Here is a 23,925-nt window from a genome sequence, read left to right on the forward strand (position 1 = left end):
TGAGCTGTTAATGGGCGTTAATGAAGCCGTGTGGATTACGGTTGAAGGCCCATCTGCCGCAGCAGCGTCTGGTTGTCTTCCAGATGCCAGTTTTCGGCGATCTTGCCGTCGGCAATCCGGTACAGGTCGAAGGCCTGGAAGTCGATCGGTTGGTTCTGCCCGTGCGTGCGGCCGAACTCTCCGGTGAAGTGTCCGCGAAAGCGCAGGTGAACCGAAACGCGGTCGCCGGCAACGACCATGTCTTCAATCTCCACGCGCATGTCGGGCACCGCTGTGCGGAACGCCTTGGATGCATCGAGCGGGCCTTGCGTGCCCTGCACGCGTCCGGCGGGCAATGTGCGGTCGACAAACGCGGGCGACAGGGCCTGCGTGGCATAGCGCGCATCGCCGGTATGCCAGAAGGTGGCGTAGCGACGTGCGGCCAGCACGGCGGCTGCAGCCTGCGGCGTGTCGGGCGCGGCGACGTGGTCCGCGCGAATGAGATCAGCATCGGACGTTGACGCAATGGCTGCCGGTGCCATTGCGAGGGCGGACAGCGTCAGCACGGCGGCGGCGAGCAGGGCGGGGCGGATAAGCATGGTGGACTCCGTTGGTGGTGAAGCGCTGCACTGTAGATTTCCAATCGCAGACGATAAAGGGCTTGTGAGTCGATCTGGTTTCAATCCAGATTTGATGATCGATCGCCATGTCGGTCGTCCGCGCGAACGCAATCCAGCGCACGTGATAGTCGGTATCGCGCGCCGAGCTGCGTTCAAATGGTCCGCGCCGCGCCAGGTTTTTCTAGACTGGCCTCTCATCGAACAGACACATAAAAAACAAGGGAGGGGACGGTGGATCTGAGCCATATCCTGTCGCGCACGGAGCGCGGCACGCAGGAGCTGCAAACGCGCAGCGGGCACGTCACGCATCGGCAGCGGGCGATCCTGCTGCTGGTCAATGGCGAGCGTTGCGCGGCGGACATCCTGGCGCAGTTGAGCAGCGCCGGCCCCGATATTGAAGACCGCGCCGAAGACCTCGCGCGCCTGATGGCCGACGGCCATGTCGCAAGCCGCGCGCCCATCAAGACCGCGCCCAAGCCGGTGCAGGCTGCGCCGTTTGCGCCGCGCCACGTGCGGCAGGCCTCGATTGCCGACTGGCGCCTGAGCCAGGCCGGCGCCTTCTCGGCTTTGCAGCGCTATCTCGCCGAAGGTCCGGAAGCGCCCATCGACTTTCTCAACGGCCTGGCCGCACCGCTTTACGCCGCGCTGACGACATGCCGCAGCGAGGCATCCGCCCACGCCGTCGTCGCGTTTCTGGAAGCGCGATTGGACGAAGGCGCCGGAAATGTGACCGATGCGTCCTAGGTGTAAATACCGAATTCGCAATGTATTCCCGTCCCATGGGAATGTTGAATTGATGAATTGAGAAAATCGTCGCATTCTCCGTCGCAACATCACTCGACGGAGTTTCGCGATGACCGAGCCCGGCTTGGCCGCTTCGCCAGCACAACCCGCTGCCGCCACGAGCGGCTCGGACCGCGTGCTGATGGTGCTCGCCACCATCGCGCGCCACGGCCGCCCGGTTGCCGCGCGCGAGCTGGTCGAACTGACCGGCCTGCCGCAGAGCACGCTGTACCGCCAGGTGGCGATGCTCAAGCGCTGGGGCTTCGTGCTGGAATCGGCCGGCACCTATGCTCCGGGCCCGATCAGCCTGCAGCTCGCGCTCGGTTTCGACCACGCCTCGCATCTGGTGCAGGAGGCGCGCATCGGCATGGCCAAACTTGTGGCCGAGTCGGGCGAATCGGTGGGGCTGGTCGTGGCCGTAAAGGACCAGGCCGTCTGCCTGGAGATGGTCGAGAGCCAGCAGTCGCTGCGCTGCTCGTTCGAAAAAGGGCGTGGCGTGCCGCTGCTGGCCGGCGCCTCTGCCAAGTCGTTGCTCGCCTTCATGCCGCCCGCAGCGGCGCGCGCCATCCTCGCCGATCTGCTGGCTATCGATGCCGACACCCAGGCGCAACTGCAAGCTGAACTCACAGACATTCGCGCCGCGGGCTATGCGCTGTCCGAGGGCGAGGTCGACCCCGGCGTCTGGGGCGTGAGCGTGCCGGTGTTCCGGCTGCCCGGCCACGCGCTCGGCTCCATTACGTTGATGGCGCCCGCAACGCGCGTGCGCGGCAAGGAGCACCGCCTGATTGATATGACCGTTGCAGCGGCTGCGTCCATTTCTGCGCGATTGCAGGACCTCTGAATTTTCGATTTTTCCGGTTCTTTTTTTCTCACCCCACATGCATCACACAAGGAGACCACTCATGGGGAATCGTCGTCACTTCATGCATTCGATGCTGGCTTGTGCCGTGGCGTTGTCCGCTGCGGCGTCTTTCGCAACCGCTGCGCACGCTGCTGGGGAGCCGCTGCGCGTCGCCACCGACGCGACGTTCGCGCCGATGGAGTTTGTCGAAAACGGCAAGCGCACCGGCTTTGATGTGGACCTGATCGACGCGCTGGCCCGCACCATGGGCCGTCCGGTCGAGTGGACCGACATCGACTTCAAGGGACTCGTGCCGGGTCTGATCTCGCGCCGCTTCGACGTGGCCATCTCGGGCATCTACATCACGGAAGAGCGCAAGAAGGTGGTCGACTTCACCGTGCCGTACTACCACGGCGGCCTGGTCGCGCTGGTCAAGCAAGGCAACACGGCCATCAAGACGCCGGCTGACCTGAATGGTAAGAAGGTGAGCGTGCAGGTGGGTACCAAGTCGGTCAACTACCTGCGCGAGAACTACCCGAAGGTCGAGCGCGTGGAAGTCGAGAAGAACAACGAGATGTTCAACCTCGTTGAGATCGGCCGCGCCGATGCCGCAGTTACGGGCCGCCCCGCTGCCGCGTACTACGTGAAGGCACGCCCTGGTCTGCGTCTGGTTGAGCCGGCGCTCACCACCGAGGAATACGGCATCGCCGTGCGCCGTGATCAGCCTGAACTGACCAAGGCATTGAACGCCGCGCTGGAGAAGATCAAGGCCGACGGCACGTACGACCAGATCGTCAAGAAGTGGTTTGGCGCCGCTGCCAAGTAACGACCGACGGACACGCTGATGGAACTGGATTTCTCTCCTGTCTGGGCCGGTTGGACGGACATCCTGCGCGGTGCGCTCGTCACGGTTGAGGTGACGGCCGCCGCGCTGGTGCTCGGCTGCGTGCTCGGCTTGCTGATCGGCATCGGGCGGCTGAACCCGCGCCGCCGATTCATCTACGGCATCTGCACGGTGTACGTGACGTTCATCCGCGGCACGCCGCTGCTGGTGCAGCTCTTCCTGCTGTTCTTCGGGCTGCCGCAGTTCGACATTCTGCTGCCGGCGTTTGTGTGCGGCGTGCTGGGGCTGGGCGTGTATTCGGGCGCCTACGTGTCGGAAATCGTGCGCGGTGCGATTCAGTCAGTGGATCGCGGGCAGATGGAGGCGGCACGCTCGATCGGCATGTCGTCGGCGCAGTCGATGCGCGCAATCATCCTGCCGCAGGCCGTGGTGCGGATGATTCCGCCGCTGGGCAACGAGTTCATCGCCCTGATCAAGAACTCGGCGCTGGTGTCGCTGCTCACGATCCACGACCTGATGCACGAAGGGCAGAAGATCATCAGCGTGTCGTATCGCTCGCTGGAGGTGTATCTGGCGATTGCGCTGGTGTATCTGGTGCTGACCAGCGCCGCGAGCTATCTGCTGCATCGGCTTGAACGCAACATCCGTGCAGGAGGCATGGTGCAATGAACATGACGAATGCGAACCTGCAAACGCTCAAATCCGCGCTGGATGTGCCCATGATCCAGATCCGCGGCCTCACCAAATCGTATGGCGATCACACCGTGCTCAAGGGCATCGACTTTGATGTCGACGCCTCGCAGGTGGTGGTCGTTATCGGCCCCAGCGGCTCGGGGAAGAGCACGTTCCTGCGCTGCTGTAACGGGTTGGAGACAGCCGAAGGCGGCACCATCGACATCTGCGGCAAGCGGCTGATCGACAACGGCAAGTTGCTGCCCGATGGCGAGTTGAATCAATTGCGGCAGCAGGTCGGCATGGTGTTCCAGTCGTTCAATCTGTTCCCGCATCTTTCGGTGCTGCACAACGTCACGGTTGGCCCGCGCATGCTGAGCGGCAAGTCGAAGCACGAAGCGGAAGCCGAAGCGCGCGAACTGCTGCAGAAAGTGGGCCTGGCACACAAGGCCGACGCGATGCCTGCCAGCCTTTCGGGTGGACAGAAGCAGCGCGTGGCCATTGCCCGCGCTCTGGCGATGCGGCCCAAGGTGATGCTGTTTGACGAGCCGACGTCTGCGCTTGACCCGGAACTCGTTGGTGAAGTGCTGCAGGTAATGAAGGTGCTCGCCAAGGAAGGCATGACGATGCTGGTCGTCACGCACGAGATGGGTTTCGCGCGCGAAGTGGCCGACGTGGTGGTGGTGATGGACGGCGGCGGCATCGTCGAAGCCGGGCCGCCGTCGGTCATCTTTGGTGAGCCCAAGGAAGCGCGAACGCGTTCGTTCCTGCAGGCGGTGCTGACACGCGCATGACGACGACGTTCGATGCTTCCATCTGGCAGGGGCGTGACGACACAGGCGAACGCGGTGACGTGACGCGCCTGTTCCAGGTCGTGCAGTCCGCCTATGCGATGACGTTGTCTGGTGTGCCTGCGCTGGTAGGGTTTGCGTGCGATGCGGGCGTCGTGCGCAACCACGGCCGCGCCGGTGCTGCACAGGGCCCGCGCGAAATCCGACGTGCGTTGGCCAACGTGCCCGCGCATGGCCAGTCGGTGCTTGCGGATGCGGGCGATGTCACGTGTGACGACGGGGATCTGGAAGGCGCGCAAGCCGAACTCGGCGAAACCGTGTGCGAACTACTCGAAGCCGGCGCGCGACCGGTCGTGCTTGGTGGTGGCCACGAGGTTGCCTTCGGCACCTATCAGGGCCTGCGTCGGCATTGGCAGAAACAAGGCTGGCAGGGGCGTCTGGCCATTGTCAACTTCGATGCGCATTTCGACCTGCGCACGAGCCGCCCCGGCAACTCTGGCACGCCGTTCGACCAGATCGCCGAAGACTGCGCCGCACACGGCATCGACCTGACGTATTGCTGCCTGGGTGTGAGCCGCCTGTCGAACACGCCCGCGCTGTTTGATCGCGCCGATGCGCTGCACGCGCACTACGTGGAAGACACCGACGTGCAGGAGCGCCACCTCGATGCGCGCATGGCCGATCTCGATGCATGGCTGGCAGATGCCGATCATGTCTACCTGACCATCGACATGGATGTGCTGGCCGCCGCCATTGCGCCTGGCGTGTCCGCGCCTGCGGCATACGGCATCACGCTGACTGTGCTCGAAGCCCTCGTGCAGCATGTCTGCGCCACCGGCAAGGTACGCGTGGCGGACATCGCCGAGACCAACCCCGAGTACGACCAGGACCGCCGCACAGTGCGCGTTGCGGCGCGTCTTGCGTATCACTTGTTGCGCCGTTCATGAAACTGATTCCTGCAGACGCAATGCGCCGCATGCCGTGGAAGAACGGTGGTGGTGTCACGACCGAAATCGCCATCGCGCCAGCTGGCGCCACGCTCGACAATTTCGACTGGCGCGTGAGCACCGCGCAGGTGGATGCGGCCGGGCCGTTCTCGCGCTTTGTCGGCGTTGACCGATCGCTGGCCGTGATTGCGGGCGGCCGGCTGACGATGCATCGCGCTGACGCCGAAGCCGTGATGCTTGCGCCTGGCGAAGCGCCCGCGCGCTTTCCCGGCGAAGCGAATGTGCATGCCACGCTCGACGCGCCGCTGTCGGATTTCAACGTGATGACGCGGCGCGACGCCTGGGCACATCACGCCGAAGCGATTGCCCTGGCAGCCGGCGAGCGTCGCTCGCTGCCGCGCTTGCATCGGGGGATGCAATGGCTGGTGTATTGCGTGCACGGCCTGTTATCGATCGGCGCCGACGATGTACCGCGGGGCGCCGCTGCATGGCTCGATGCAGAGGGCGATCCAGACACGGTTGTCGCGCGTGTCGGTTCGGTCGGTTATCTGGTGGCCTTGTGGCCGGTCGGCTGACGTTGCGCCAGATCAAACGCACCAAAAGAAAAGGGACCCCGTAGGGTCCCTTGCAAGTCTCCCGGCCCGGCATGCATGCCAGGCTCGGCAGAAGACTATTACTTCTTCTTGTTCACGGCGTCCTTGAAGCCCTTGCCAGCCGTGAACTTCACGGTCTTGGTTGCCGGAATCTTGATGGCTTCGCCGGTGCGCGGGTTGCGGCCCGTGCGTGCTGCACGCTTGCCCGACGAGAACGAACCGAAGCCAACCAGCGTGATGGTGCCGCCCTTGGCGACGGTCTTCTTGATGTTTTCCAGCGCGGAGTTCAGCGCGCGCTCGGCGGCGGCGTTGCTCAGTTCAGCGTCTTTCGCAATGGCGGCTACGAGTTCGGATTTGGTCGTCATGTCAGTTCCCCACTTCAGGTTTGTTGGACAGCGTTGTACTGCGACCCGTTTTATATCACCGTTGCGAAGGGTTGCACATCCCCTAACTGCAAGGGTTTGCGGGCCGTTGCTTGCAGCCGACACTTGCCCCGTATGGGTTTGCGGGCGGGCATCCGGGAAACACCTGATATCGACACGGTTTGTTTGCATTTCCGCCAGCGTTCTTCAGGCCAGGAACGCACCGAAAGCGCGCAGTCGGCGCGGCAGCGAACCGGTTCGCCAGACGCCGTACACTGTCTTCTGGCGCCTGTGCCAACTTCATGGAGAACATCATGTCGAGTGCGCAAATGCCTGTCGGACAAGGCTTCGCGGTCGGCGGCGAAGCGCCGGAGCAACCGCGCGGACCGGCCGTTCTGGTGGCCGGCGCCAACGGGCTGGTGGGACATGCGGTGGTGCGTCGTCTCGTCGCGCAGCCCTGGGCGGGCAGCGTGACCGCGCTTGTACGGCGGCGTGGGGCCTTGACAGCAGGGCAGGCGACGCCCGGTCGATTGCGCGAATGCGTGGTCGATTTCGAGCATCTGGATGCGCCCGAAACGCAGTCTGCGTTTGCCGCCGATATCGTCATCTGCGCGCTTGGCACGACGATCCGGCAGGCCGGCTCGCAGGCGGCATTCCGTCGCGTTGATGTCGAGTATCCGGTTGAACTGGCGCGGCGCGCGTTTGCCGCTGGCGCGCATCATTTTCTGCTGGTGAGCGCGTTGGGCGCCGATGCGCGCTCCCGTGTTTTTTACAACCGCTGCAAGGGCGAGGTGGAGGCGGAAATCCTGTCGATCGGCTTTCCGTCCGTGACGGTGGTTCGGCCTTCGCTGCTGCTCGGCACGCGCACAGAATTTCGACTTGGTGAACGCATTGCGCAAGGCTTGTCGCGCGCAATCGGATGGACGATTCCGAAGACATGGCGACCGGTCTCGGCGGAATCGGTGGCGGCAGCGCTGGTCATGGCGGCGCGCGTGGATGCGCCGGGTGTGCGTGTGTTGGAGAACGCAGCCTTGCTGGCCGCAAAAGACGAACGGCCGGTGGGGTGATCCACCGGCCGTTTTTCGCTCGTGCTTCGCGTGGGAGCTATTTCAAGCGATTACTTTTCGATCGGCTTGCCCGTGCGGTCGTGCATCAGTGACAGCGCAAACACGCTGATGATCGCTGCGACCATCACGTAGTACGACGGTGCCAGCTTGCTCCCGGAACTGGCAATCAACCACGTCACGATCAGCGGAGCAAAACCACCGAAGATCGTGACCGCCAGGTTGTATGAAATCGACAGGCCGGTAGAGCGCACCGCCGTCGGAAACTGCTCGGCCAGCACGGCCGGTGCCGGGCCCGTGAACGCCGCCAGCAACACACCCAGGATCACCTGCACCTGCAGCAGCGTCTGCACCGTCGGGTTGACGTTGAGCCAGTGGAAGAGCGGATACGCCGCAGCTGCAATGACGAGTGCCACCGTGCCCAGCATGCGCTTGCGCCCGATGCGGTCGGACAGCGTGCCCATCAGCGGGCACAGCACGAAGATGATCGCGCCGCAAAGCGCCGTTGACTGGAAGGTCGCGCCAAGCGGCAGGCCGAGCTGTTGCTTCGCGTACGTCGGCATGTAGAACACCAGTGTGTAGGTGCAGACGGTCCAGAGAATCGTCACGCCCAGGCCGCCGAGCACTTCGCGCGGATGATCGCGCAGCACTTGCGACAGCGGTGCCAGACGCGACTCTTTCGCGGCCTTTGCCTTCTGCGCTTCGAACGCGGGTGGCTCGTGCAGGTGCGAGCGGATGTACATGCCGACCGGCCCGATCAGCAAGCCGAACAGGAACGGAATGCGCCAGCCCCACGCATCGATCTGCTCGGGCGACAGACCATTCGTGACGATCGCGCCCATGGCGGCACCCAGGATGAACGAGATGCCCTGGCTCGCTTGCTGCCAGCTCGCGAAGTAGCCGCGCCTTTCGTCCGGCGCATACTCGATCAGGAACGCCGTGGCGCCACCGACTTCACCGCCGGCCGAGAAGCCCTGGATGAGCCGCGCAATCACGATAAGGATGGGTGCGCCGATGCCGATTTGCGCGTACGTCGGCGCGAGGCCGATGATGGCGGTGCCGATTGCCATCATCATGATGGTGAGCGTCAGTGCAGCTTTGCGACCCACGCGGTCGGCGTAGATGCCGAGCACCACGGCGCCGACCGGGCGCATGAAGAACCCCACGCCGAACGTGGCGACCGTCAGCATGAACGAGGTGAAGTCGTTGCCGGTGGGAAAGAACAGCTTGGCGATGATGACCGCGAAGAAGCTGTAGACCGTAAAGTCGAACCATTCGAGGCCGTTGCCGATGGTGGCGGCGATGATGGCCTTGCGTCGGGTGGCCGCAGAGATGGCCGGTGCTGGTGCCCGATCGCCCTGAGTGGGCGCTGCCGTGGCTTGCATGGATGTGTCCTCCAGTGTTTTATGGGCATCGCCTGCTCGATCTCTCCCCAGTGCGGGCGGCGAAGCGGTCATGGTAAGTGATCCGGCAGCGATTCGCTGCAGCGCTATAGGAAGACTGTGGAATTGAGGCGGCCAAACACTGTCGAACGCATATGCACATGCATCCAACGGAGCACATCATGAACCGCACGCCGCAACCGGGCCATCGTTTTGCCGCCATCCTGCCGGGCGCGGTGGCCGCGTGCGCAGCCATCTTGCTGGGCGGCTGCGTGGTCGCACCGTATTACGACGCTTATGGCAACCCAATCGCGCCTGCAGCCGTGGCGCCTGCGCCGGTGGCAGCCTATCCGTCGTATCCGTACGATCCCTATTACTACTACGGGCCGGCTTATTATCCTGCGCCGGTTTACCCGGCGCCGGTCTTCGGCAGTGTGTGGATTGGCGGGGGTGGCTGCTGGGGCTGCCATCGCGGCTGGGGTGGTCGGGGATGGGGCGGACGCGGCTGGGGGCATCGTCACTGAATCGTCATCTTGACGTGACGAAGACGCACATCCGGTGCGGCTGAACGCCAGTTCCGCCGTCAGTTCAATACGCGTGATTGCGTAACGGAATCTGTTGCATCGCGACATACAATCCATCGCTCTTAAAAGAAAAGCATGCGAGGAGATTGTCGATGTCCGTCATCATCGTGCTGGCTGCGCTGGCATTTCTGATGTTCGCCGCGTATCGCGGCTACAGCGTCATCCTGTTTGCACCGCTGGCTGCCCTGGGCGCGGTGCTTCTGACTGACCCATCGGCTGTGGCGCCGGTGTTCTCCGGCATCTTCATGGAGAAGATGGTCGGCTTCGTCAAACTGTATTTCCCGGTATTCCTGCTTGGTGCTGTCTTCGGCAAGGTCATCGAGCTGTCGGGCTTTTCGCGCTCGATCGTCGCGTCGGTCATCCGCGTGGTGGGGGCCAAGCGGGCGATGCTTTCCATCGTGCTGGTGTGTGCGCTGCTGACGTACGGCGGCGTGTCGCTCTTCGTGGTGGTGTTTGCGGTGTACCCGTTTGCAGCGGAGATGTTCCGCCAGGGCAATATCCCCAAGCGCCTGATCCCGGGCACGATCGCGCTGGGCGCTTTTTCGTTCACGATGGATTCATTGCCGGGCACGCCGCAGATCCAGAACATCATCCCGACCACGTTCTTCCACACCACGTCGTGGGCTGCGCCGTGGCTGGGTACCATCGGCGCGCTGTTCATCATCGTGGTCGGCATGTCGTATCTGGAATGGCGCCGCCGCGCAGCCCTGCGCAATGGCCAAGGCTACGACCACGGGCTCACCAAGCTGGTGAACGAGCCCGAGACCGCCGAGACCGGCACGCTCGCGCATCCGCTCGTCGCGTTGTTGCCGCTGGTGCTGGTGGGCGTGATGAACCTGCTGTTCACGCGCTGGATCCCGACGTGGTACGGCAAGATCGTCACCGTTGCGTTGCCCGGCTTGCCCAAGCCGCTGACGGTTGAAGCCGACAAGCTGACCGCGATCTGGGCCGTGGAAGCGGCGCTGTTGATCGGCATCATCGTGGTGCTCGTGTTTGGTTTCCGCGCCGTGAAGGGCCGCTTTGCCGAAGGCAGCAAGGCGGCGGTGTCGGGCGCGCTGCTGGCCGCGATGAACACCGCTTCGGAATACGGTTTCGGTGGCGTGATTGCTGCGCTGCCGGGCTTCCTGGTGCTGGCCGATGGCCTGCGCGCGATCCCGAATCCACTGGTCAATGAAGCCGTGACGGTGAGCACGCTTGCGGGCATCACGGGCTCGGCGTCGGGCGGCATGAGCATTGCGCTGGCGGCAATGGCCGATCAGTTTGTGCAGGCCGCGCAGGCGACGGGCATTCCGATGGAAGTTCTGCACCGCGTGGCGGCGATGGCGTCGGGCGGTATGGACACGCTGCCGCACAATGGCGCCGTCATCACGCTGCTCGCCGTGACGGGCCTCACGCACCGCGAGGCGTATCGCGATGTGTTCTGCGTGACGATCATCAAGACGCTGGCCGTGTTCTTCGTGATTGCCGTGTTCTACGCCACCGGCATCGTCTGACGCAGTTATCGCCGCAATGAAAAAAGCCGACGCATAACCGTCGGCTTTTTTCATGGGCAGATAGCGTTATTGCATGCTGCCGGCAGCTTCAGACCGGCGTTCTCGACAAACGCGCTGGGCTTCACCCACCAGCGAATCGCACTGGTTGGCGCGATGTGACCAGAATGCGCGGTCTGAGGACGATTCGGCGGTCGTCTTGCCCTTGCCATGGCGGTGCGTGACGTGCTTGTCGACCCACTTGTCGGTCTTCACATGCGCACGATGGACTTTCTGCTTGAGCGTGCCAGGCGTGGCTTCGGGTTGCGCGCCAGTGGCATTGTTGTGATAGCCGGGGTTGGCAGCGGCATCGGCGTTGCGCTGAACCTGGGTGCGCGGTCCTTCCATTTGGCTGTCGACGCCCGTCACTGCGCTGTGATCCTTTTGCTGGGCCTGCGCGGGCGCCGCGCCGATCCACGCGCAGGCGGCCACGGCGATCGCCGCAGCCAGACTCGACATCTTGCGTGCTTGCATGCTCGTTCTCCTTGTTGTGAAACGGGGCGAACTCCACGACACGCATTCGGCGTGCCATCTTGCGCGTCCCGAACGTCACAATAGGAAAGCGGCAACCCGGCAGACAGTAGACATTCACTGAACCGTCTGTCGGACAAACGCTGTCAAGCCAACCTCAGATGCTGCACTCAGGCGCGCATGAACAGCCAAACCGTCAGGATGATCCCGACGATGACGACGAAGCCGCGCAGCACTTTTTCCGGCAGCCGGTGCAGCAGCCACGCGCCGGCAAATCCGCCCGCGATGCCGCCAATGCCCAGCGCCACCACGGCCGCCCAGTTGACCTGCGGCGAGAACGCAAACACTGCCACGGCGGATGCATTCATCGTCATGGCGAGCACGTTCTTGGTCGCGCCCGCCATGCGCACCTGCTGGCCGGCCACAGTCAGCGCCGCGAGCATCAGGAAGCCGATTCCGCCGCCGAAGTAGCCGCCGTAAATGGCAATTGCAAACTGTGCGGTCGCCAGCGCGGTGGTCGACATGCCGGATGCCGCGTGCAGCGGTTTGCGGCGAAAACTGCCCCACGCAAACACGCTCGTCGCAAACAGCACGAGATACGGCACCAGCCTGGCAAAGAACGATGGCGGTGTCGCCAGCAGCAACAGCGCGCCGAGCACGCCGCCCACCAGACTGATGACAATGAGCTGCTTGAGCGAGAGGTGATGTTCGCCAGCGTCGACGCCGCCAGCCAGTTTGCGCCCCGCAATCGACGAGGTGATCTGACTGGGGAACAGCGCGATCGTCGATGTCATGTTGGCGCCCAGCGGGTTGAGCCCCGCCAGCAGCAAGGCCGGAAACGTGATGAACGACCCGCCGCCCGCCAGGGCATTTTGGGCGCCGGCATAAACGCCGGCCGCAGCGACGAGCAGGGCAGTGGAAAACGGAAGCGTGGTCATAAGCGGGGCGTGTAAGGCGGCTGGAATGACCGCGATGGTAATGGAAGGCCCACGCGCGCGCTCGTCAGCGGAGCGGGGCGTCGCTGCCGTGTCGGCGCAGCCACCATTCGGCCACCTCAAACGCGCCCTGCACGAGCAGCGCCAGCACCGCCGCCGGGATGGCGCCTGCAAGCAGCGTTGCGCTGTCGTTGAGGGCGAGCCCCGTGGCGATGCGCTCGCCATAGCCGCCGGCGCCGATGAACGCGGCGATGGTCGCCGTGCCGACGCTGATGACCGCGGCGGTTTTGACGCCGGCCAGGATGACCGGCAGCGCCAGCGGCAGATCCACCACGCGCGTGCGTTGCGACGGTGTGAACCCCAGCGCCAAGGCCGCATCGCGCAGGCCATCGGGCACCTGCTCCAGCCCGACGATGGTGTTGCGCACGATGGGCAGCAGCGCATAGACCGCCAGCGCAATCAGCGCCGGCACCACGCCAATCGACCCGACGATCGGGATGAGCATCGCGAGCAAGGCCAACGACGGAATCGTCTGCAGCACGCCCACGACGGCAAGGATCGGCTGCTTGATCCGGCGACGCGCGGCCATGAGGCCCAGCGGCACGCCCAGCAGCACGGCAACGCCCGTCGAAATACCCACCAGCATCAGATGTCGTTGCGTGAGCCGTCCGAGGCCGTCCGTCAGCCGGGTGAGGAATGCATGAGCCGGCGTTGCGGCCGGCGTACTGCCATGCCCAGCGAGAAACTGCCGCGCGGCTTCCGAGAACGACTGGCCTTCGAGTTCAACCGCCGCGTTCATCGCCACCATGTCGTCGCGCTGGATGCGCCCAGCGAGGGCGCTGATGGCCTGCCATTGGGCCGGGTGTCGATGCGCAACGTCGGCGCGGTACAGCAGCACGGCGTCGTAGCGCGGGAAGACGTGCGCAGGGTCGTCGAGCACACGCAGATGTTCGCGCCGGATCTTCGCGTCGGTGGAGTAGATGTCGATCACGTCGACCTGCCTGGCGCGCAGCGCGTCGTAGGCGACGCCGTGGTCGAGGCCCGTCGGGTGTTGCGGCAGCTTGTAGTGCTGAGCAATGGCCGGCCAGCCGTCGGCGCGGCCGAGAAATTCGTGCGATAGGCCAAGCCGTAGCGCTGGGTGCGTCGCCAGATCGGCCAGCGTGCGGATGTGCTCGCGTTCGGCATCGGCGTCGCGCATGGCAAGCGCGTAGGTGTCTTCAAAGCCGAGAGGCACGCCGGCCGCCAGGCCCATCGGCGCCAGGCCACGGTTCACGTCGGCCAGCAGCGCGGCCTGATCGGGGTTGGCAGCTTGGTCTGCGGGTAAGTGGAGGATTTCGGCGGCGATGGTGCCGAGGTAATCCGGATAGACGTCGATGCTGCCGTTCCTGAGCGCGGCGAAGACGATGGCGGTGTTGCCCAGGCCCGGGACGTGCTCGGCAGGGCCGCGTGGGTTTGCGGTCTGCGTGAGGATCTCGCCCAGCACGTACGACTCGGTGAAGCGTTTGGAGCCGATCCGCAGTGATGGTTCAGCGAAGGCCGATGCGCTGCACGTCAGCCAGCCCAGCGCAAGCCATGCCAGCAAGCGCCACAGGAGGGAACTACGGATCAGTCGCCGTGTATCCAAAGTTCGTTGAGGTCGGTCAGGCCCCAGTCGCGGGGTTCTTCTCGTGAGACGATCTGGTCGCCAGTCTGCGCCAGATCGATGAGTTCGGGCGCAATCCGCGTGCCCGACGATATTGAGAAGAATACCTTGACCGTGGGCGTGAGCAGCGCTCCCGGCGCATGCTGCACGACCACTGCCAGCCGGCCCGAACGCAGCCGGACCAGCGAGCCCACCGGATAGATGCCTACGCTTTTGACAAAGGCGTTGAACACCATCGGGTCGAAATGGTTGCCGCGCCATTCGACCATGCGCTGCACAGCGTAGGCGGCTTCCCACGCTTTCTTGTACGGGCGGTCGGACGTGACCGCGTCGTATACATCGCAGATGGCGCCCATGCGCGCAAACAGCGAGATGCCCTCGCCCGCGAGCTTGTGCGGATAACCGGTGCCGTCCATGCGCTCGTGATGGTGCAGGCAAACGTCGAGCGCGATGTCGCGCATGCTGCTGTCGCCGGCCAGGATGTCGTGTCCTGCCTGCGGGTGGACGATCACGTGACGGAATTCAGCATCGGTCAGCGCGCCGGGCTTGTTCAACACCTCGGGCGGAATCGCGATCTTGCCGATGTCATGCAGCAGGCCGGCCAGGCCCGCATCGCGGACTTCGTCATCGGACAGCCCCAGCTGGCGGCCCAGCGACACCATCAGCGCGCATACCGCTACGGAATGCAGGAACGTGTAGCGGTCTTTCGCTTTCAGGCGCACCAGGCTTGTCAGCGCGCTCGGGTGGCGGTCGACGGAGCCCGAAATGGCTTCCACCAACGGCAGTGCGTCGCGCGCTTCGATCGTGCGGCCCATGCGCGCGTCGGCAAACATGGCCTGCACGGCCACCTCGGCTTTGCAGATGAGGCGAGCGGCGTGGCGCATTTCTTCCGCATACGTGATCGGGCGGGGCGCGATATTGGCGTCAGCCGAGCAGGAAGGCGGTGCCGGAACTTCAGGCGCAGCAGGCGCTGCATTGGCGGCGGCCACGTCGGTGCCGCGCGTGGTGTCGATCCACACCTCGCGCACGCCGCTGGCACGCAGGCGCTGCAATTGGGTGGCGTCTTCCACGCGAAAACGGGCCCGCCAGAACGGGTGGTCCAGCCACGAGCCGACAAATTCGTCGAGGTACATGCCCACCCGCAGGTGTTCGATGGCGATGCGCTTGCGCATGTTGATGTTCAGAGATCAGTCCGTGGCGAAGCACGTTTTTTGCGCAACGGGTTCAAGGAAAGGCTGCCCGCCAATGGATGCATTCTCTTTTATCGGACGTGCGGCCGCGGCCTTGAGGGGGAAAAGTCCGGGCTCGCCATGTGAACTCTGCAGGTGTAGCCGAAAAAAAAGCGGCCACAAAGGCCGCTTCAGTAAGCCGGTACCGGCGCCAACGAGGGCTCCGGCATCGGGGAGGGAGAGTGATACGGGTGATGCGAACAGCGGATGGACGACTTATTGACCGTCGCTGAACGGGTCAGCCTTGCCGACCAGGGCGCCATCGGTGTACGGATCGGCCTTGCGCAGCGCGCCATCGGTGTACGGGTCAGCCTTGCGCACAGCGCCGTCGGTGTAGACGTCAGCCTTGCGGGCGCCGTCGGTATACGGATCAGCCTTGGTCACGGCTTGGCCGTTGGTGTACGGGTCTTTGCTTTGCACGCCGGCAGCGAAAGCGGGAATAGCGGCAACAGCGATCAGCGAGGCGAGAATCAGGTTCTTGGTCTTCATGATGGACTCCACAACAGGGGGGGTGAGCATTGCCGCAAGGCAGTTTCGCTGCGGTGCGGTAACGCGATGGCATAAGCTTAGTCGTTGCTCGGAGGGTAAAAAAGCAGTTCTATTAAACTCTTTGTTCAAAAAATGAGAACAATTGTGACCCTTCAAGCACCGCAATCTGCACATAAGTCATTGAATTGCAATGAAAATGTGAGATGCGGGATAACCCTTAATGCGAAGGTGTGACGGCTGGCGCGGGAAAAAATTCCTGCGCTGAAGTTCCTGATTGTTGCGTCGCATTACAGACATGGGGATTCCCCTCCCCTCGACCCTCCAATGTGGCGGCTAAACATTCGGCGTGGATGGTCGTTGATGCAGGTACGGGCGGCGTTTTCCGCCCCTTGCAGCAGGAAGGCCATCATGTCCATCACCACCGCTTCCATCGCCCGTTTTGAGATCGACGGCGTCGCTTATCAGGCGAGGCTGTTTGCCATGCCGTTCCATGTGCCGGAAAACGGCCGCGTGCGCGCACATGCGATCGGGCGTCCGGACATGCCGTTCAGCGGTGTGCACGTCCTGGCCAACTGGCTGAAAGAGCGCGTGCTGCCCGAAGGCGTGGGTTTGGTGATGGCCGATCGCCTGTTCTCGCACGGCGCGGTGGAGCAGTGGTCGGGCGCCGACGGCGCGCGTGCGGCCAAGGTGCTGTCGCAAGTGGCGCTCGGCAGCAAGAGCAGCCACCGCCTGTGGCGCAATACCGTGGCGGGTGGTTTCCGCGACGAGACCGCGTTTTTCCTGGGCGCTGCTTTTGTGAAGACCGATGCCTCGGTCGACGACATCCGCCTGCTGGGCGACCTGATTCCGGCGGCTGAATGGTCCAGCGTGGCCGATGCCGCCTCGACCATGATGGGCCTGCATCTGTATCGCCCTGACGAGCCTGAAACGCTGGTCAATTGCGCGCTGCTGGCGCCGTCCTGGACGGAATCCGCTGTGGAACGCGCCGACGGCTATCGCGCACTCACGCTGCTGCATTCCTTTACCGAAGACGACGAGGTCATCCACGTCGACATCGAACTGCTGCCGCCGGGCCAGGTGGTGCTGCAAGTGGAATCCTGCTCGACGCGTTTTTCGGCGCGCTTCAACCCGGCGCTCCTGGGCCGCGACATGACCGACGCGCTGCTGCGCGACGCGCTGGCCTTGCAACACGGCGATCCGGCCAACCTCCACTGAGCTTGCCAGCGGCTTTCGCCTGAGCGCTGCGCGACGCTGCAAGGCGCGCACTTCCACGGCATCATCTCGGCTTCCTGTTTTCGAAGCGCCGCCGCCCGACTGGCTCGCGGCGCATTCGCATGCCTGCCTTTGCCGTCATCCTCTTCACGCTGACGCTCGATGCCATGGGCGTCGGGCTGATTCTGCCCATCCTGCCGAGCCTGCTGCGCGAGCTGGACCATACGGGCGATATTGCATTCGAATTCGGCCTGCTCATTGCGGCGTATGCGGCGATGCAATTTGTGTTTGCGCCGATTCTGGGCGCGCTGGCCGACCGTTTCGGGCGCCGGCCGGTGCTGCTGCTGTCGTTGGCGGGGGCTGCGGTCGATTACCTCGTCATGGCACTGTCGCCGCACGCGTGGGTGCTGTACGTCGGCCGCGTGGTGGCGGGCATTACCGGGGCCAACTATGCGGTGGCGACAGCGTACGTCGCCGACATCACAGCGCCGGCCGATCGCGCGCGCCGTTACGGGCTGATGAACGCGTGCTTCGGCCTGGGATTCATCGCTGGGCCGGCGTTGGGCGGGCTGCTGGGCGACTGGTGGCTGCGCGCGCCGTTCCTGCTGGCGGCGGCGCTCAATGGCGTCAATTTCCTGGTTGCCTGCTTCGCATTGCCGGAGTCGCGCCGCGCCGACCGTGCGCCATTTGCGTGGCGCGCGCTGCTGCCGGTGCAGTCGCTACGCCGCGTCGCACGTGTGCCGACGCTGTTGCCGTTGCTGGCTGTGCTGGCGATCATCGAAATCGTCGGCCAGATTCCGCAAACGCTGTGGGTCATTCACGGCGAGGCGCACTTCGGTTGGGACACGCGCGCCGCTGGTTTGTCATTGGCGGCTTACGGGCTGATGCATGCGCTGGCGCAGGCGTTCCTGACCGGGCCGATTTCCCGCGCGCTGGGCGAGCGCCGCGCCGTGGTGCTGAGTGTGATGATGGATGTGGCCGGGTTTGCGGCCATGGCCTGGATCAGCGCCGGCTGGATGGTCTACCCGACCATGGTGGTGCTGTGCATGGCCGAGATTGGCATGCCGGCGCTGCAGGCCATGCTCTCGCGCCAGGTCGGTGACCATGAGCAGGGCGAGTTGCAGGGCGCGCTGGCCAGCCTCGCCAGTGTGGCCGCCATGATCGGCCCGCTGGCGGCCACAGCGGTGTATGCGATGACCGCGCCGGTGTGGCCCGGCACGGTCTGGCTGCTCGGCGCGCTGCTTAACGGCGTGTGCCTCGTGCTGCTGATGGGCGGCGCTGCCAGGCGCGCCGCACGGGCATAGCACGGCTCACGCCGCTTACTTGGCCGGTGTATTCCACGGATACGCCAGCCACGCATCAAAGCGCTTGGCGAATTCACCGCTCTCGGCGGTCTGCCGCAGCCACTGGTCGACGAAATTCTTGAACACCACGTCGCGCGGCAGCAGGTAAGCCTTCTCAGAGAAATCGAACGGCGCTTCGGGGTGCACGGCGCACAGCTCCGGGTGCAGCTTCTGCTGCAGCTTGGTTTCCACCGCGTCGGTCATCATCAGGTCTGCGCGGCCAGCGACGATCTCGTTGAAGATCGTCACGTTGTCCGGATACACGCGAATCTGCGCCTGCTTCAGATGCTCGCGCGCGAATTTCTCGTTGGTGCCGCCCGGGTTGACCACCGCGCGCACATTGGGCTGGTCGATCTGCGCCAGCGTCTGGTATTTCGACTGGTTCTCGCAGCGCGTGATTGGCGTCTTGCCGTCGCGCTGATACGGGATCGAATAGAACGCCTTCTTTTGTCGTTCCAGCGTGACCGACACCCCGCTCATGGCGATGTCGTAGCGGTCGGCCGCAAAGTCCTGCATCAGCGTCGACCACGTGGTCGGCACGATTTCCAGCTTCACGCCGAGTGCTTTGGCCAGGCGCTCGCCCATTTCGACGTCCAGGCCGATAAAGCGGCCATCGGCGGGGTTCTTGTAAGTAAACGGCTTGTAGTCGCCAGTGGTGCCGACGCGCAGCGTCCCACGCGCGACGATTTCGTCGAGACGGTTGGTGGCCGGGGTGGCGGGCGTGGTTTGCGCCAGGGCGGGTGCCGCGGCGCAGGCGCACAGCAGCAGGGCGCTCGTGCGGATGAAACGGTTCAACATGGAATCCCCTCCGGAAAAATCAAAAGCGCGGCCGCTTCGGCAGCCAAGACGGGCCGCGCCCATATCAACGCCGGCTTACTGGCCCGACGCCTTGTTCCATTGCAGCGCATTGAGTACCGCCAGCGACATCGCCGTCACCCCCGTCTTGATGGACGGCTCCGGCACGGGCGCGAACAGTGGCGAATGATTGGTCGGCAGCGGCTTGGCGCCCGGCTTGAGCGAGGCAAAGAACGTCTGCGGATCATTCACGCCGATGAAGAAGAACATTGACGGGATGCCCGCGTCAACAAACGCCGAGAAATCTTCGCTAGCCGTGATGGGCGGCACGCGCAGCACGCGGTCGTTGCCAAAGGCGGTCTTGAACATCGCCTCGGTGCGCGCAACCACGGTCGGGTCGTTGTTGACCGCCTTGCCGCCCTCGGTGATCTTGATCTCGGCGTCCGGCGCACCCGACATCTCCGTGACGGCCTTGGCCGTGCGGCGGATGCCGTCGAGCATCTTCTGACGCACCGCGGGCTTGTATGAGCGAATCGTGCCGCGCAGCAGAACGCTGTCGGGGATGATGTTCTCGGCGCTGCCGCCCTGGATGGCCCCGATGCTCACCACGCCAAATTCCTGCGGATCTTTCTCTCGGCTGATTACGCTTTGCAGATCGACCACGAAGCGCGCCGCCATCATCACCGGATCGATAGTCTTGTCGGGTGCAGAGCCATGGCCGCCGCGGCCTTTGAACGTAATCTCCAGCCCGTCGGAGTTGGACGTGATCGGACCGCTGTTGAAGACGATCGAACCGTAGGGCCCCGGGCCCGTGTGCAGCGCAAACGCATAGTCAGGCTTGGGAAAGCGCTTGAAGAAGCCGTCGTCGATCATGCTCTGCGCGCCTGTCACGGTTTCCTCGGCAGGTTGCGCGACGAACACCAGCGTGCCGTGCCAGCGGTCCTTGAGCGAGACCAACGTCTTGGCCGTGCCGACCCACGACGCCATGTGTACGTCGTGCCCGCAGCTATGCGCCACGCCCACGTCTTCGCCGCGCCATTTCGTATGGACGTGGCTTGCGTAGGGCAGACCGGTTTTCTCCTCCATCGGCAGTGCGTCGAGTTCAGTACGCACCAGGATCGTCGGGCCCGCCCCATTGCGATAGACCGCGACCACGCCGGTCTTGCCCACGTGCTCCGTCACGTCGAAGCCGATCTTGCGCATCTGCGCTGCGAGCGTGGCCGCAGTGCGCGTTTCCTGGAACGCCAGTTCCGGATGCGCGTGGATGTCTTTGTAGAGCAGGTCGAGTTGACCGTATTCGGCATTGACCGCGGCATCCACCGCCGGTTTGATCTGCGCCACGTCGATCCCGCCGGCCGTGGCGCCCGCAGCCTGTGCAGGCGTGGATGACGTGCCGCCAGGGCTGAACGGAATCTGCGCGAACGTCGGCAAGGCTGCACTGGCCAGCAGCCAAGCAACTGCGGTGCGTTTCAACCGGATGGGGGGCGTGATCATCGATGTCTCCTGTCGTAGTGGCGGCGCCAACAAAGTCGTTGCTTCGTCAATCGATTCGATTATGCAACGCGATTCACGGCATGTGCACCCGGGGGCATCCCGAGGTCGATCATTCGCGTTGGGTGGAACACGCTCAGGGGCGAGCGCCACGCTTGGCACTCGGTAGGCGCTTTCCTAGACTGGGTCAGGTGTGCTGTTCCAGTGAATCGAACATCGAAACGCGGATGAATCCGACGACGTTTTGTCTACAGCTAGCGTTTCGCGATGCCCCGCCCGGGGAGACGGCGATTCGTGCGGCGCTCGAGGCCGCGCAGCGCGTGCTTGAACGCAGTGGTGTGTCGCCGCGCGAGGCGTTCGCGGCCTACCAGGCCTTCGCCAGCGGGGCAGGAAGCCCCGATACGCTCGCGCTGACATTTGCCCGCGCCGAGGCTGAGGCCATGGATACGCTGGCCGCGCACGGCTACGCCCGCTATGGCACGGTCAGCCTGGCCGCGCTCTAAGTTTGTTGGGGCGCCAGCCTCGCGCTTCAGCTCAGACTTCGGCAGTCTTGCCGCCCAGCCGCCGTGCCGTTTCGGACACATGGCGGTGGATGCGCGCGAGGAAATCGATCTCGGCGGCGCGTGTCGGCGAATGCCCAAGTGCCTGTGACAGATGCGTCGCCACGAATGAAGACTGCGGCGCCAGCATGCTGATCAGTCGCAGCAACTCGCGGCGCGCCTGGCTGGCGTCGTAGCCGAGGTGATCGGCCAGGGCGAGCAGGGCGTCCTGGTCGATGGCCTCATAGCGCGCTTGTGCGTCCGGCGCCAGTTCATCGGCATTCCATTCGTTGGCGTAAACCGCCGCGCAGAAGAGGTGGTCGTGCGCCGCAAGACGGACGCCGTCCGCACCGATGTGGAAATGCAGTGTGCCGGCCGATGCATTGCGCCCGCCGATCAGCAGGCAGAACACCATCCAGCGGAACAGCGCGGCCGTAGCGGAAGCCGGGTCTGCGCACAGGCCCGCACATTGCGCGACCTGCTCGACGGTAATCGGAAGGAAGCGGTGTTTGGGTGAGAGCCCCAGCAGCTGCACTGCCGAGACGACATAGCGCGCCTGCACCAGCGCCGTATCGTCGCTCTTGCAGCGCAGGGTGCGATCAAGGCGCTGCACCACGGCGGCTGTTTCGGGAAACTGGCGCAGACCGATGAACGGCGTGTCCAGCCCGATGCTGCGGCCCAATAGCGTCGCCCAGCAGTGGTTGATGGTGGCGTACGGCAGGTGCGCGCCTTCGCCCAGATCCAGCCGCACGAAGTGGCTCGATTGAGCGGCATTGGCCGGTGCGGAAAACCGGCCGAGCCACATCGATACCGGCAGGCCGTTTGAGGACAGAAAGGGCAGGCTGATTTCTTCGGACGTCGCGGCAGTGTCGGTGCCGTAGCGCGCGCGAGGTTCGGCCACATGCAGCGGCGTGCTGCGGGGTGGCCGCCCGACGGTTTGCTGGAACTGCAGCACGAGATCGCGCTCGGACAGCCCGTCTGCGCGGCCGCTGCATGGTTTGAGGCCGGCGGGCACCAGGGCCAGCGGGCCATCCAGATGCGGCGCCGCTTGCGCGAGATGCTCCAGCGCGGTGGCGGCGGCCTTGGGCGTGTTGCGTGCCGGTTCAGGCAGCAGGTACTCGAAAAAGTAGCGTACCGGCTGGGCTTTTGCCGTGTCGGCGATATTGCCGGCGGTGCGTGGCAGGTGCGGGCTCAGATCAAAGCCCTGCGACGAAGCCTGCCAGCGAGAATCGTATTCGAACGCCCAACCGCTGCGGCCGCACGATAGCTGACCGATCAGATGCTTATTCAGGTAGACGTCCAGCATGCGCGTATCCAACGTATTTGATGGAGCGTGCTTAGTCGGCTGTGCAGCGGAGAACCCGCCGGCAATTGGGAATTTGGCTGCTTTGCAGCAAATATGCCATTCCCTTGCACGCCCCTCATCGACCGATGGCGAGCATAACAAAGAAAATCTGCGCAACGCGCACGGAAATCCGATTTCGATGATGCAAGTTTCTCAAATCGGATTATCGGATCATTAAGATCGAGTGCGCGCTGGTCGATGTTTCAGCTGTCTACTTCAGTTTTGCAGATTTTTTAAATCGAGCTGGAGAGTCAATGCTGACGCCATTGAATAAATTTCACAGGGGCCAGCACGACAGGGTATTCATTACAAATCGACGATTTATCGCAGCGGTGCCAACGCTTTGTCGCGCGGCAGGAATCGGCGGGAAATTCCTTCGCAATGTGAGGGCGCAGAAGGCATAACCGCATTGCTTATGAAATCAGCCACGGATTTAAGCGCCGGCTTCAATGGGTTTTGATCGATCCGGGCAGTGCCCCGACCACCGGGGCACGATCAACGCGGCTACTCAACGACCGGAACGCAGAAGCGGATCCTCATCCTTTGCCACGGTCGCCGCATTTGCATGGGCTTTTTTCCCGGGTGCGAACACACCGGTCGACAGCGACGTGCCGAGCAGGATGACCGCGCAGCCGATCACCATGTTGAGCGTCAACTGCTCGCCCAGGAACAGGATGCCCCACAGCACGCCGAACACCGGGATCAGGAAGGTGACCGACACTGCGCGCGTCGGCCCTACGTGCGCGACAAGGCGGAAGAAGAGGATATAGGCGACGCCCGTGCATGCGATGCCCAAGGCGATGACGTGCAACCACACGCTGCCGGTGGGCGTCTGCGCGGGCCACAACCAGTAGGCCAGCGGTGCAAGCACGATGGTGGCGGCCAATTGGCTGCCGGTCGCCACGGCCAGCGGCGGCACGCCGGTCAGGAAGCGCTTGGTGTAGCTGCTGGCCACGCCGTACAGCACGGTGGCCGACAGCGCTGCGGCTACCGCCACGCCGCCTTGTTTTGCGTCGATGACAGACGATCCGCCCACCAACACGATGACGCCGATAAAGCCGATCGCCAATCCAAGCACGCGCAGCGACGACATCCGCTCGCCCAGCCAGGTGAAAGCGACGATGGCCGCAAACAAGGGGGCCGCCGCATTGAGCACCGAGGTGAAGCCCGCCGTGAGCGTGAGTTCGGCATAGGCGAACAGGCAGAACGGGATGGCCGAATTCAGCACGCCCACGGCCAGCAGATGCGGCCAGTGCGTGCGCAGCGCGCCCATGCCGCCGCGCAAGGTGAGCATTGGGACGAGAAAGCACGAAGCAATCGCCACGCGCAGCGCAATGAGCGCAACCGGCCCGAAAGGCGGCGCTGCCACACGCATGAACAGGAAGGAGCCGCCCCATAGGGCTGCCAGGGTGAGGAGTTCGAGCACGTCGGAGCGGCGCATGA

Annotated in this window: 25 protein-coding genes; 13 read left to right on the forward strand and 12 right to left on the reverse strand. The window is 64.2% G+C overall.

Annotated elements, in window-relative coordinates; all coding sequences use genetic code 11:
* Positions 1 to 35 precede the first annotated feature (35 nt).
* A complete protein-coding gene (locus ACEN9T_RS12275; protein ID WP_092972638.1) occupies positions 36 to 578 on the reverse strand; it encodes an ester cyclase in 543 nt (180 codons plus the stop codon).
* A 252-nt stretch (positions 579 to 830) separates the two neighbouring features.
* On the opposite strand from ACEN9T_RS12275, the gene ACEN9T_RS12280 reads away from it, so the two are divergent.
* The 7 genes from ACEN9T_RS12280 (at position 831) to ACEN9T_RS12310 (ending at position 6,052) form a co-directional block, all read left to right on the forward strand.
* Positions 831 to 1,343 (forward strand): hypothetical protein, encoded by a 513-nt coding sequence (locus ACEN9T_RS12280; RefSeq protein ID WP_413707844.1) that lies wholly within the window; start codon positions 831 to 833, stop codon positions 1,341 to 1,343.
* Positions 1,344 to 1,452: 109 nt separating this feature from the next.
* The gene (locus ACEN9T_RS12285; RefSeq protein WP_413707845.1) at positions 1,453 to 2,223 is read left to right on the forward strand and encodes an IclR family transcriptional regulator; all 771 of its coding nucleotides are present in this window, start codon (positions 1,453 to 1,455) and stop codon (positions 2,221 to 2,223) included.
* Between the two features lie 61 nt (positions 2,224 to 2,284).
* Positions 2,285 to 3,049 carry a glutamine ABC transporter substrate-binding protein gene (locus ACEN9T_RS12290; RefSeq protein ID WP_027680680.1) on the forward strand — a complete coding sequence of 255 codons (765 nt, stop codon included), beginning with the start codon at positions 2,285 to 2,287 and terminating at the stop codon, positions 3,047 to 3,049.
* A gap of 18 nt (positions 3,050 to 3,067) precedes the next feature.
* The gene (locus ACEN9T_RS12295) at positions 3,068 to 3,736 is read left to right on the forward strand and encodes an amino acid ABC transporter permease (RefSeq protein ID WP_147213372.1); all 669 of its coding nucleotides are present in this window, start codon (positions 3,068 to 3,070) and stop codon (positions 3,734 to 3,736) included.
* Positions 3,733 to 4,533 (forward strand): amino acid ABC transporter ATP-binding protein, encoded by an 801-nt coding sequence (locus tag ACEN9T_RS12300; protein WP_092972646.1) that lies wholly within the window; start codon positions 3,733 to 3,735, stop codon positions 4,531 to 4,533. Before ACEN9T_RS12295 ends, ACEN9T_RS12300 begins: the two co-directional genes overlap by 4 nt.
* A complete protein-coding gene (gene hutG, locus ACEN9T_RS12305) occupies positions 4,530 to 5,477 on the forward strand; it encodes a formimidoylglutamase (RefSeq protein WP_413707846.1) in 948 nt (315 codons plus the stop codon). Before ACEN9T_RS12300 ends, hutG begins: the two co-directional genes overlap by 4 nt.
* The gene (locus ACEN9T_RS12310; RefSeq protein WP_413707847.1) at positions 5,474 to 6,052 is read left to right on the forward strand and encodes a HutD family protein; all 579 of its coding nucleotides are present in this window, start codon (positions 5,474 to 5,476) and stop codon (positions 6,050 to 6,052) included. The genes hutG and ACEN9T_RS12310 overlap by 4 nt, the downstream gene beginning before the upstream one ends.
* 98 nt (positions 6,053 to 6,150) lie before the next feature.
* Here the strand turns inward: ACEN9T_RS12310 and ACEN9T_RS12315 are convergent, their stop codons facing one another.
* On the reverse strand, positions 6,151 to 6,435 hold the full coding sequence (locus tag ACEN9T_RS12315) for an HU family DNA-binding protein (protein WP_003272088.1): 285 nt from the start codon (positions 6,433 to 6,435) through the stop codon (positions 6,151 to 6,153).
* A 311-nt stretch (positions 6,436 to 6,746) separates the two neighbouring features.
* Between ACEN9T_RS12315 and ACEN9T_RS12320 the strand changes: the two genes are divergently transcribed.
* Complete coding sequence (locus ACEN9T_RS12320) at positions 6,747 to 7,499, forward strand: oxidoreductase (RefSeq protein ID WP_413707848.1); 753 nt, start codon at positions 6,747 to 6,749, stop codon at positions 7,497 to 7,499.
* A 50-nt stretch (positions 7,500 to 7,549) separates the two neighbouring features.
* Here ACEN9T_RS12320 and ACEN9T_RS12325 read toward each other — a convergent pair whose 3' ends face one another.
* Complete coding sequence (locus ACEN9T_RS12325) at positions 7,550 to 8,881, reverse strand: MFS transporter (protein WP_092972652.1); 1,332 nt, start codon at positions 8,879 to 8,881, stop codon at positions 7,550 to 7,552.
* Between the two features lie 179 nt (positions 8,882 to 9,060).
* On the opposite strand from ACEN9T_RS12325, the gene ACEN9T_RS12330 reads away from it, so the two are divergent.
* Both ACEN9T_RS12330 and ACEN9T_RS12335 read left to right on the forward strand, forming a co-directional pair.
* Positions 9,061 to 9,402 (forward strand): hypothetical protein, encoded by a 342-nt coding sequence (locus ACEN9T_RS12330; RefSeq protein ID WP_413707849.1) that lies wholly within the window; start codon positions 9,061 to 9,063, stop codon positions 9,400 to 9,402.
* Between the two features lie 152 nt (positions 9,403 to 9,554).
* A complete protein-coding gene (locus ACEN9T_RS12335; protein WP_413707850.1) occupies positions 9,555 to 10,955 on the forward strand; it encodes a GntP family permease in 1,401 nt (466 codons plus the stop codon).
* 66 nt (positions 10,956 to 11,021) lie between these two features.
* On the opposite strand, the gene ACEN9T_RS12340 is transcribed toward ACEN9T_RS12335, so the two are convergent.
* The 5 genes from ACEN9T_RS12340 to ACEN9T_RS12360 form a co-directional block, all read right to left on the reverse strand.
* The gene (locus tag ACEN9T_RS12340; RefSeq protein WP_092972656.1) at positions 11,022 to 11,465 is read right to left on the reverse strand and encodes a hypothetical protein; all 444 of its coding nucleotides are present in this window, start codon (positions 11,463 to 11,465) and stop codon (positions 11,022 to 11,024) included.
* Positions 11,466 to 11,632: 167 nt separating this feature from the next.
* Entirely contained in the window at positions 11,633 to 12,400 is a 768-nt protein-coding gene (locus ACEN9T_RS12345; protein ID WP_092972658.1) for a sulfite exporter TauE/SafE family protein, read from the reverse strand.
* Positions 12,401 to 12,464: 64 nt separating this feature from the next.
* Positions 12,465 to 14,021, reverse strand: a complete 1,557-nt coding sequence (locus ACEN9T_RS12350) for a glycine betaine ABC transporter substrate-binding protein (protein ID WP_092972660.1) — start codon at positions 14,019 to 14,021, stop codon at positions 12,465 to 12,467.
* A complete protein-coding gene (locus ACEN9T_RS12355; RefSeq protein ID WP_092972662.1) occupies positions 14,003 to 15,211 on the reverse strand; it encodes an HD-GYP domain-containing protein in 1,209 nt (402 codons plus the stop codon). The genes ACEN9T_RS12350 and ACEN9T_RS12355 overlap by 19 nt, the downstream gene beginning before the upstream one ends.
* A gap of 273 nt (positions 15,212 to 15,484) precedes the next feature.
* On the reverse strand, positions 15,485 to 15,757 hold the full coding sequence (locus ACEN9T_RS12360; RefSeq protein WP_092972664.1) for a hypothetical protein: 273 nt from the start codon (positions 15,755 to 15,757) through the stop codon (positions 15,485 to 15,487).
* A gap of 408 nt (positions 15,758 to 16,165) precedes the next feature.
* On the opposite strand from ACEN9T_RS12360, the gene ACEN9T_RS12365 reads away from it, so the two are divergent.
* Both ACEN9T_RS12365 and tet read left to right on the forward strand, forming a co-directional pair.
* Entirely contained in the window at positions 16,166 to 16,972 is an 807-nt protein-coding gene (locus ACEN9T_RS12365; RefSeq protein ID WP_092972666.1) for a hypothetical protein, read from the forward strand.
* 119 nt (positions 16,973 to 17,091) lie between these two features.
* Positions 17,092 to 18,273: a Tet(A)/Tet(B)/Tet(C) family tetracycline efflux MFS transporter gene (gene tet / locus ACEN9T_RS12370; RefSeq protein ID WP_413707851.1), complete on the forward strand. Its 1,182-nt coding sequence runs from the start codon at positions 17,092 to 17,094 to the stop codon at positions 18,271 to 18,273.
* Positions 18,274 to 18,288: 15 nt separating this feature from the next.
* Here tet and ACEN9T_RS12375 read toward each other — a convergent pair whose 3' ends face one another.
* Entirely contained in the window at positions 18,289 to 19,110 is an 822-nt protein-coding gene (locus ACEN9T_RS12375) for a transporter substrate-binding domain-containing protein (RefSeq protein ID WP_092972668.1), read from the reverse strand.
* A gap of 75 nt (positions 19,111 to 19,185) precedes the next feature.
* Positions 19,186 to 20,601, reverse strand: a complete 1,416-nt coding sequence (locus ACEN9T_RS12380) for a M20 family metallopeptidase (protein WP_092972670.1) — start codon at positions 20,599 to 20,601, stop codon at positions 19,186 to 19,188.
* 224 nt (positions 20,602 to 20,825) lie between these two features.
* Here ACEN9T_RS12380 and ACEN9T_RS12385 point away from each other — a divergent pair, with 224 nt between their 5' ends.
* Positions 20,826 to 21,101, forward strand: coding sequence for a hypothetical protein (locus tag ACEN9T_RS12385; protein ID WP_092972672.1), 276 nt, complete (start codon positions 20,826 to 20,828; stop codon positions 21,099 to 21,101).
* A gap of 31 nt (positions 21,102 to 21,132) precedes the next feature.
* Here ACEN9T_RS12385 and ACEN9T_RS12390 read toward each other — a convergent pair whose 3' ends face one another.
* Both ACEN9T_RS12390 and ACEN9T_RS12395 read right to left on the reverse strand, forming a co-directional pair.
* Positions 21,133 to 22,443 carry a HipA N-terminal domain-containing protein gene (locus tag ACEN9T_RS12390; RefSeq protein WP_413707852.1) on the reverse strand — a complete coding sequence of 437 codons (1,311 nt, stop codon included), beginning with the start codon at positions 22,441 to 22,443 and terminating at the stop codon, positions 21,133 to 21,135.
* Positions 22,444 to 22,990: 547 nt separating this feature from the next.
* Complete coding sequence (locus ACEN9T_RS12395; protein ID WP_413707853.1) at positions 22,991 to 23,923, reverse strand: DMT family transporter; 933 nt, start codon at positions 23,921 to 23,923, stop codon at positions 22,991 to 22,993.
* Positions 23,924 to 23,925: the final 2 nt, after the last annotated feature.

It is taken from the genome of Ralstonia sp. Ralssp110, assembly GCF_047325135.1.
In the GTDB taxonomy this organism is placed as follows: domain Bacteria; phylum Pseudomonadota; class Gammaproteobacteria; order Burkholderiales; family Burkholderiaceae; genus Ralstonia; species Ralstonia mojiangensis.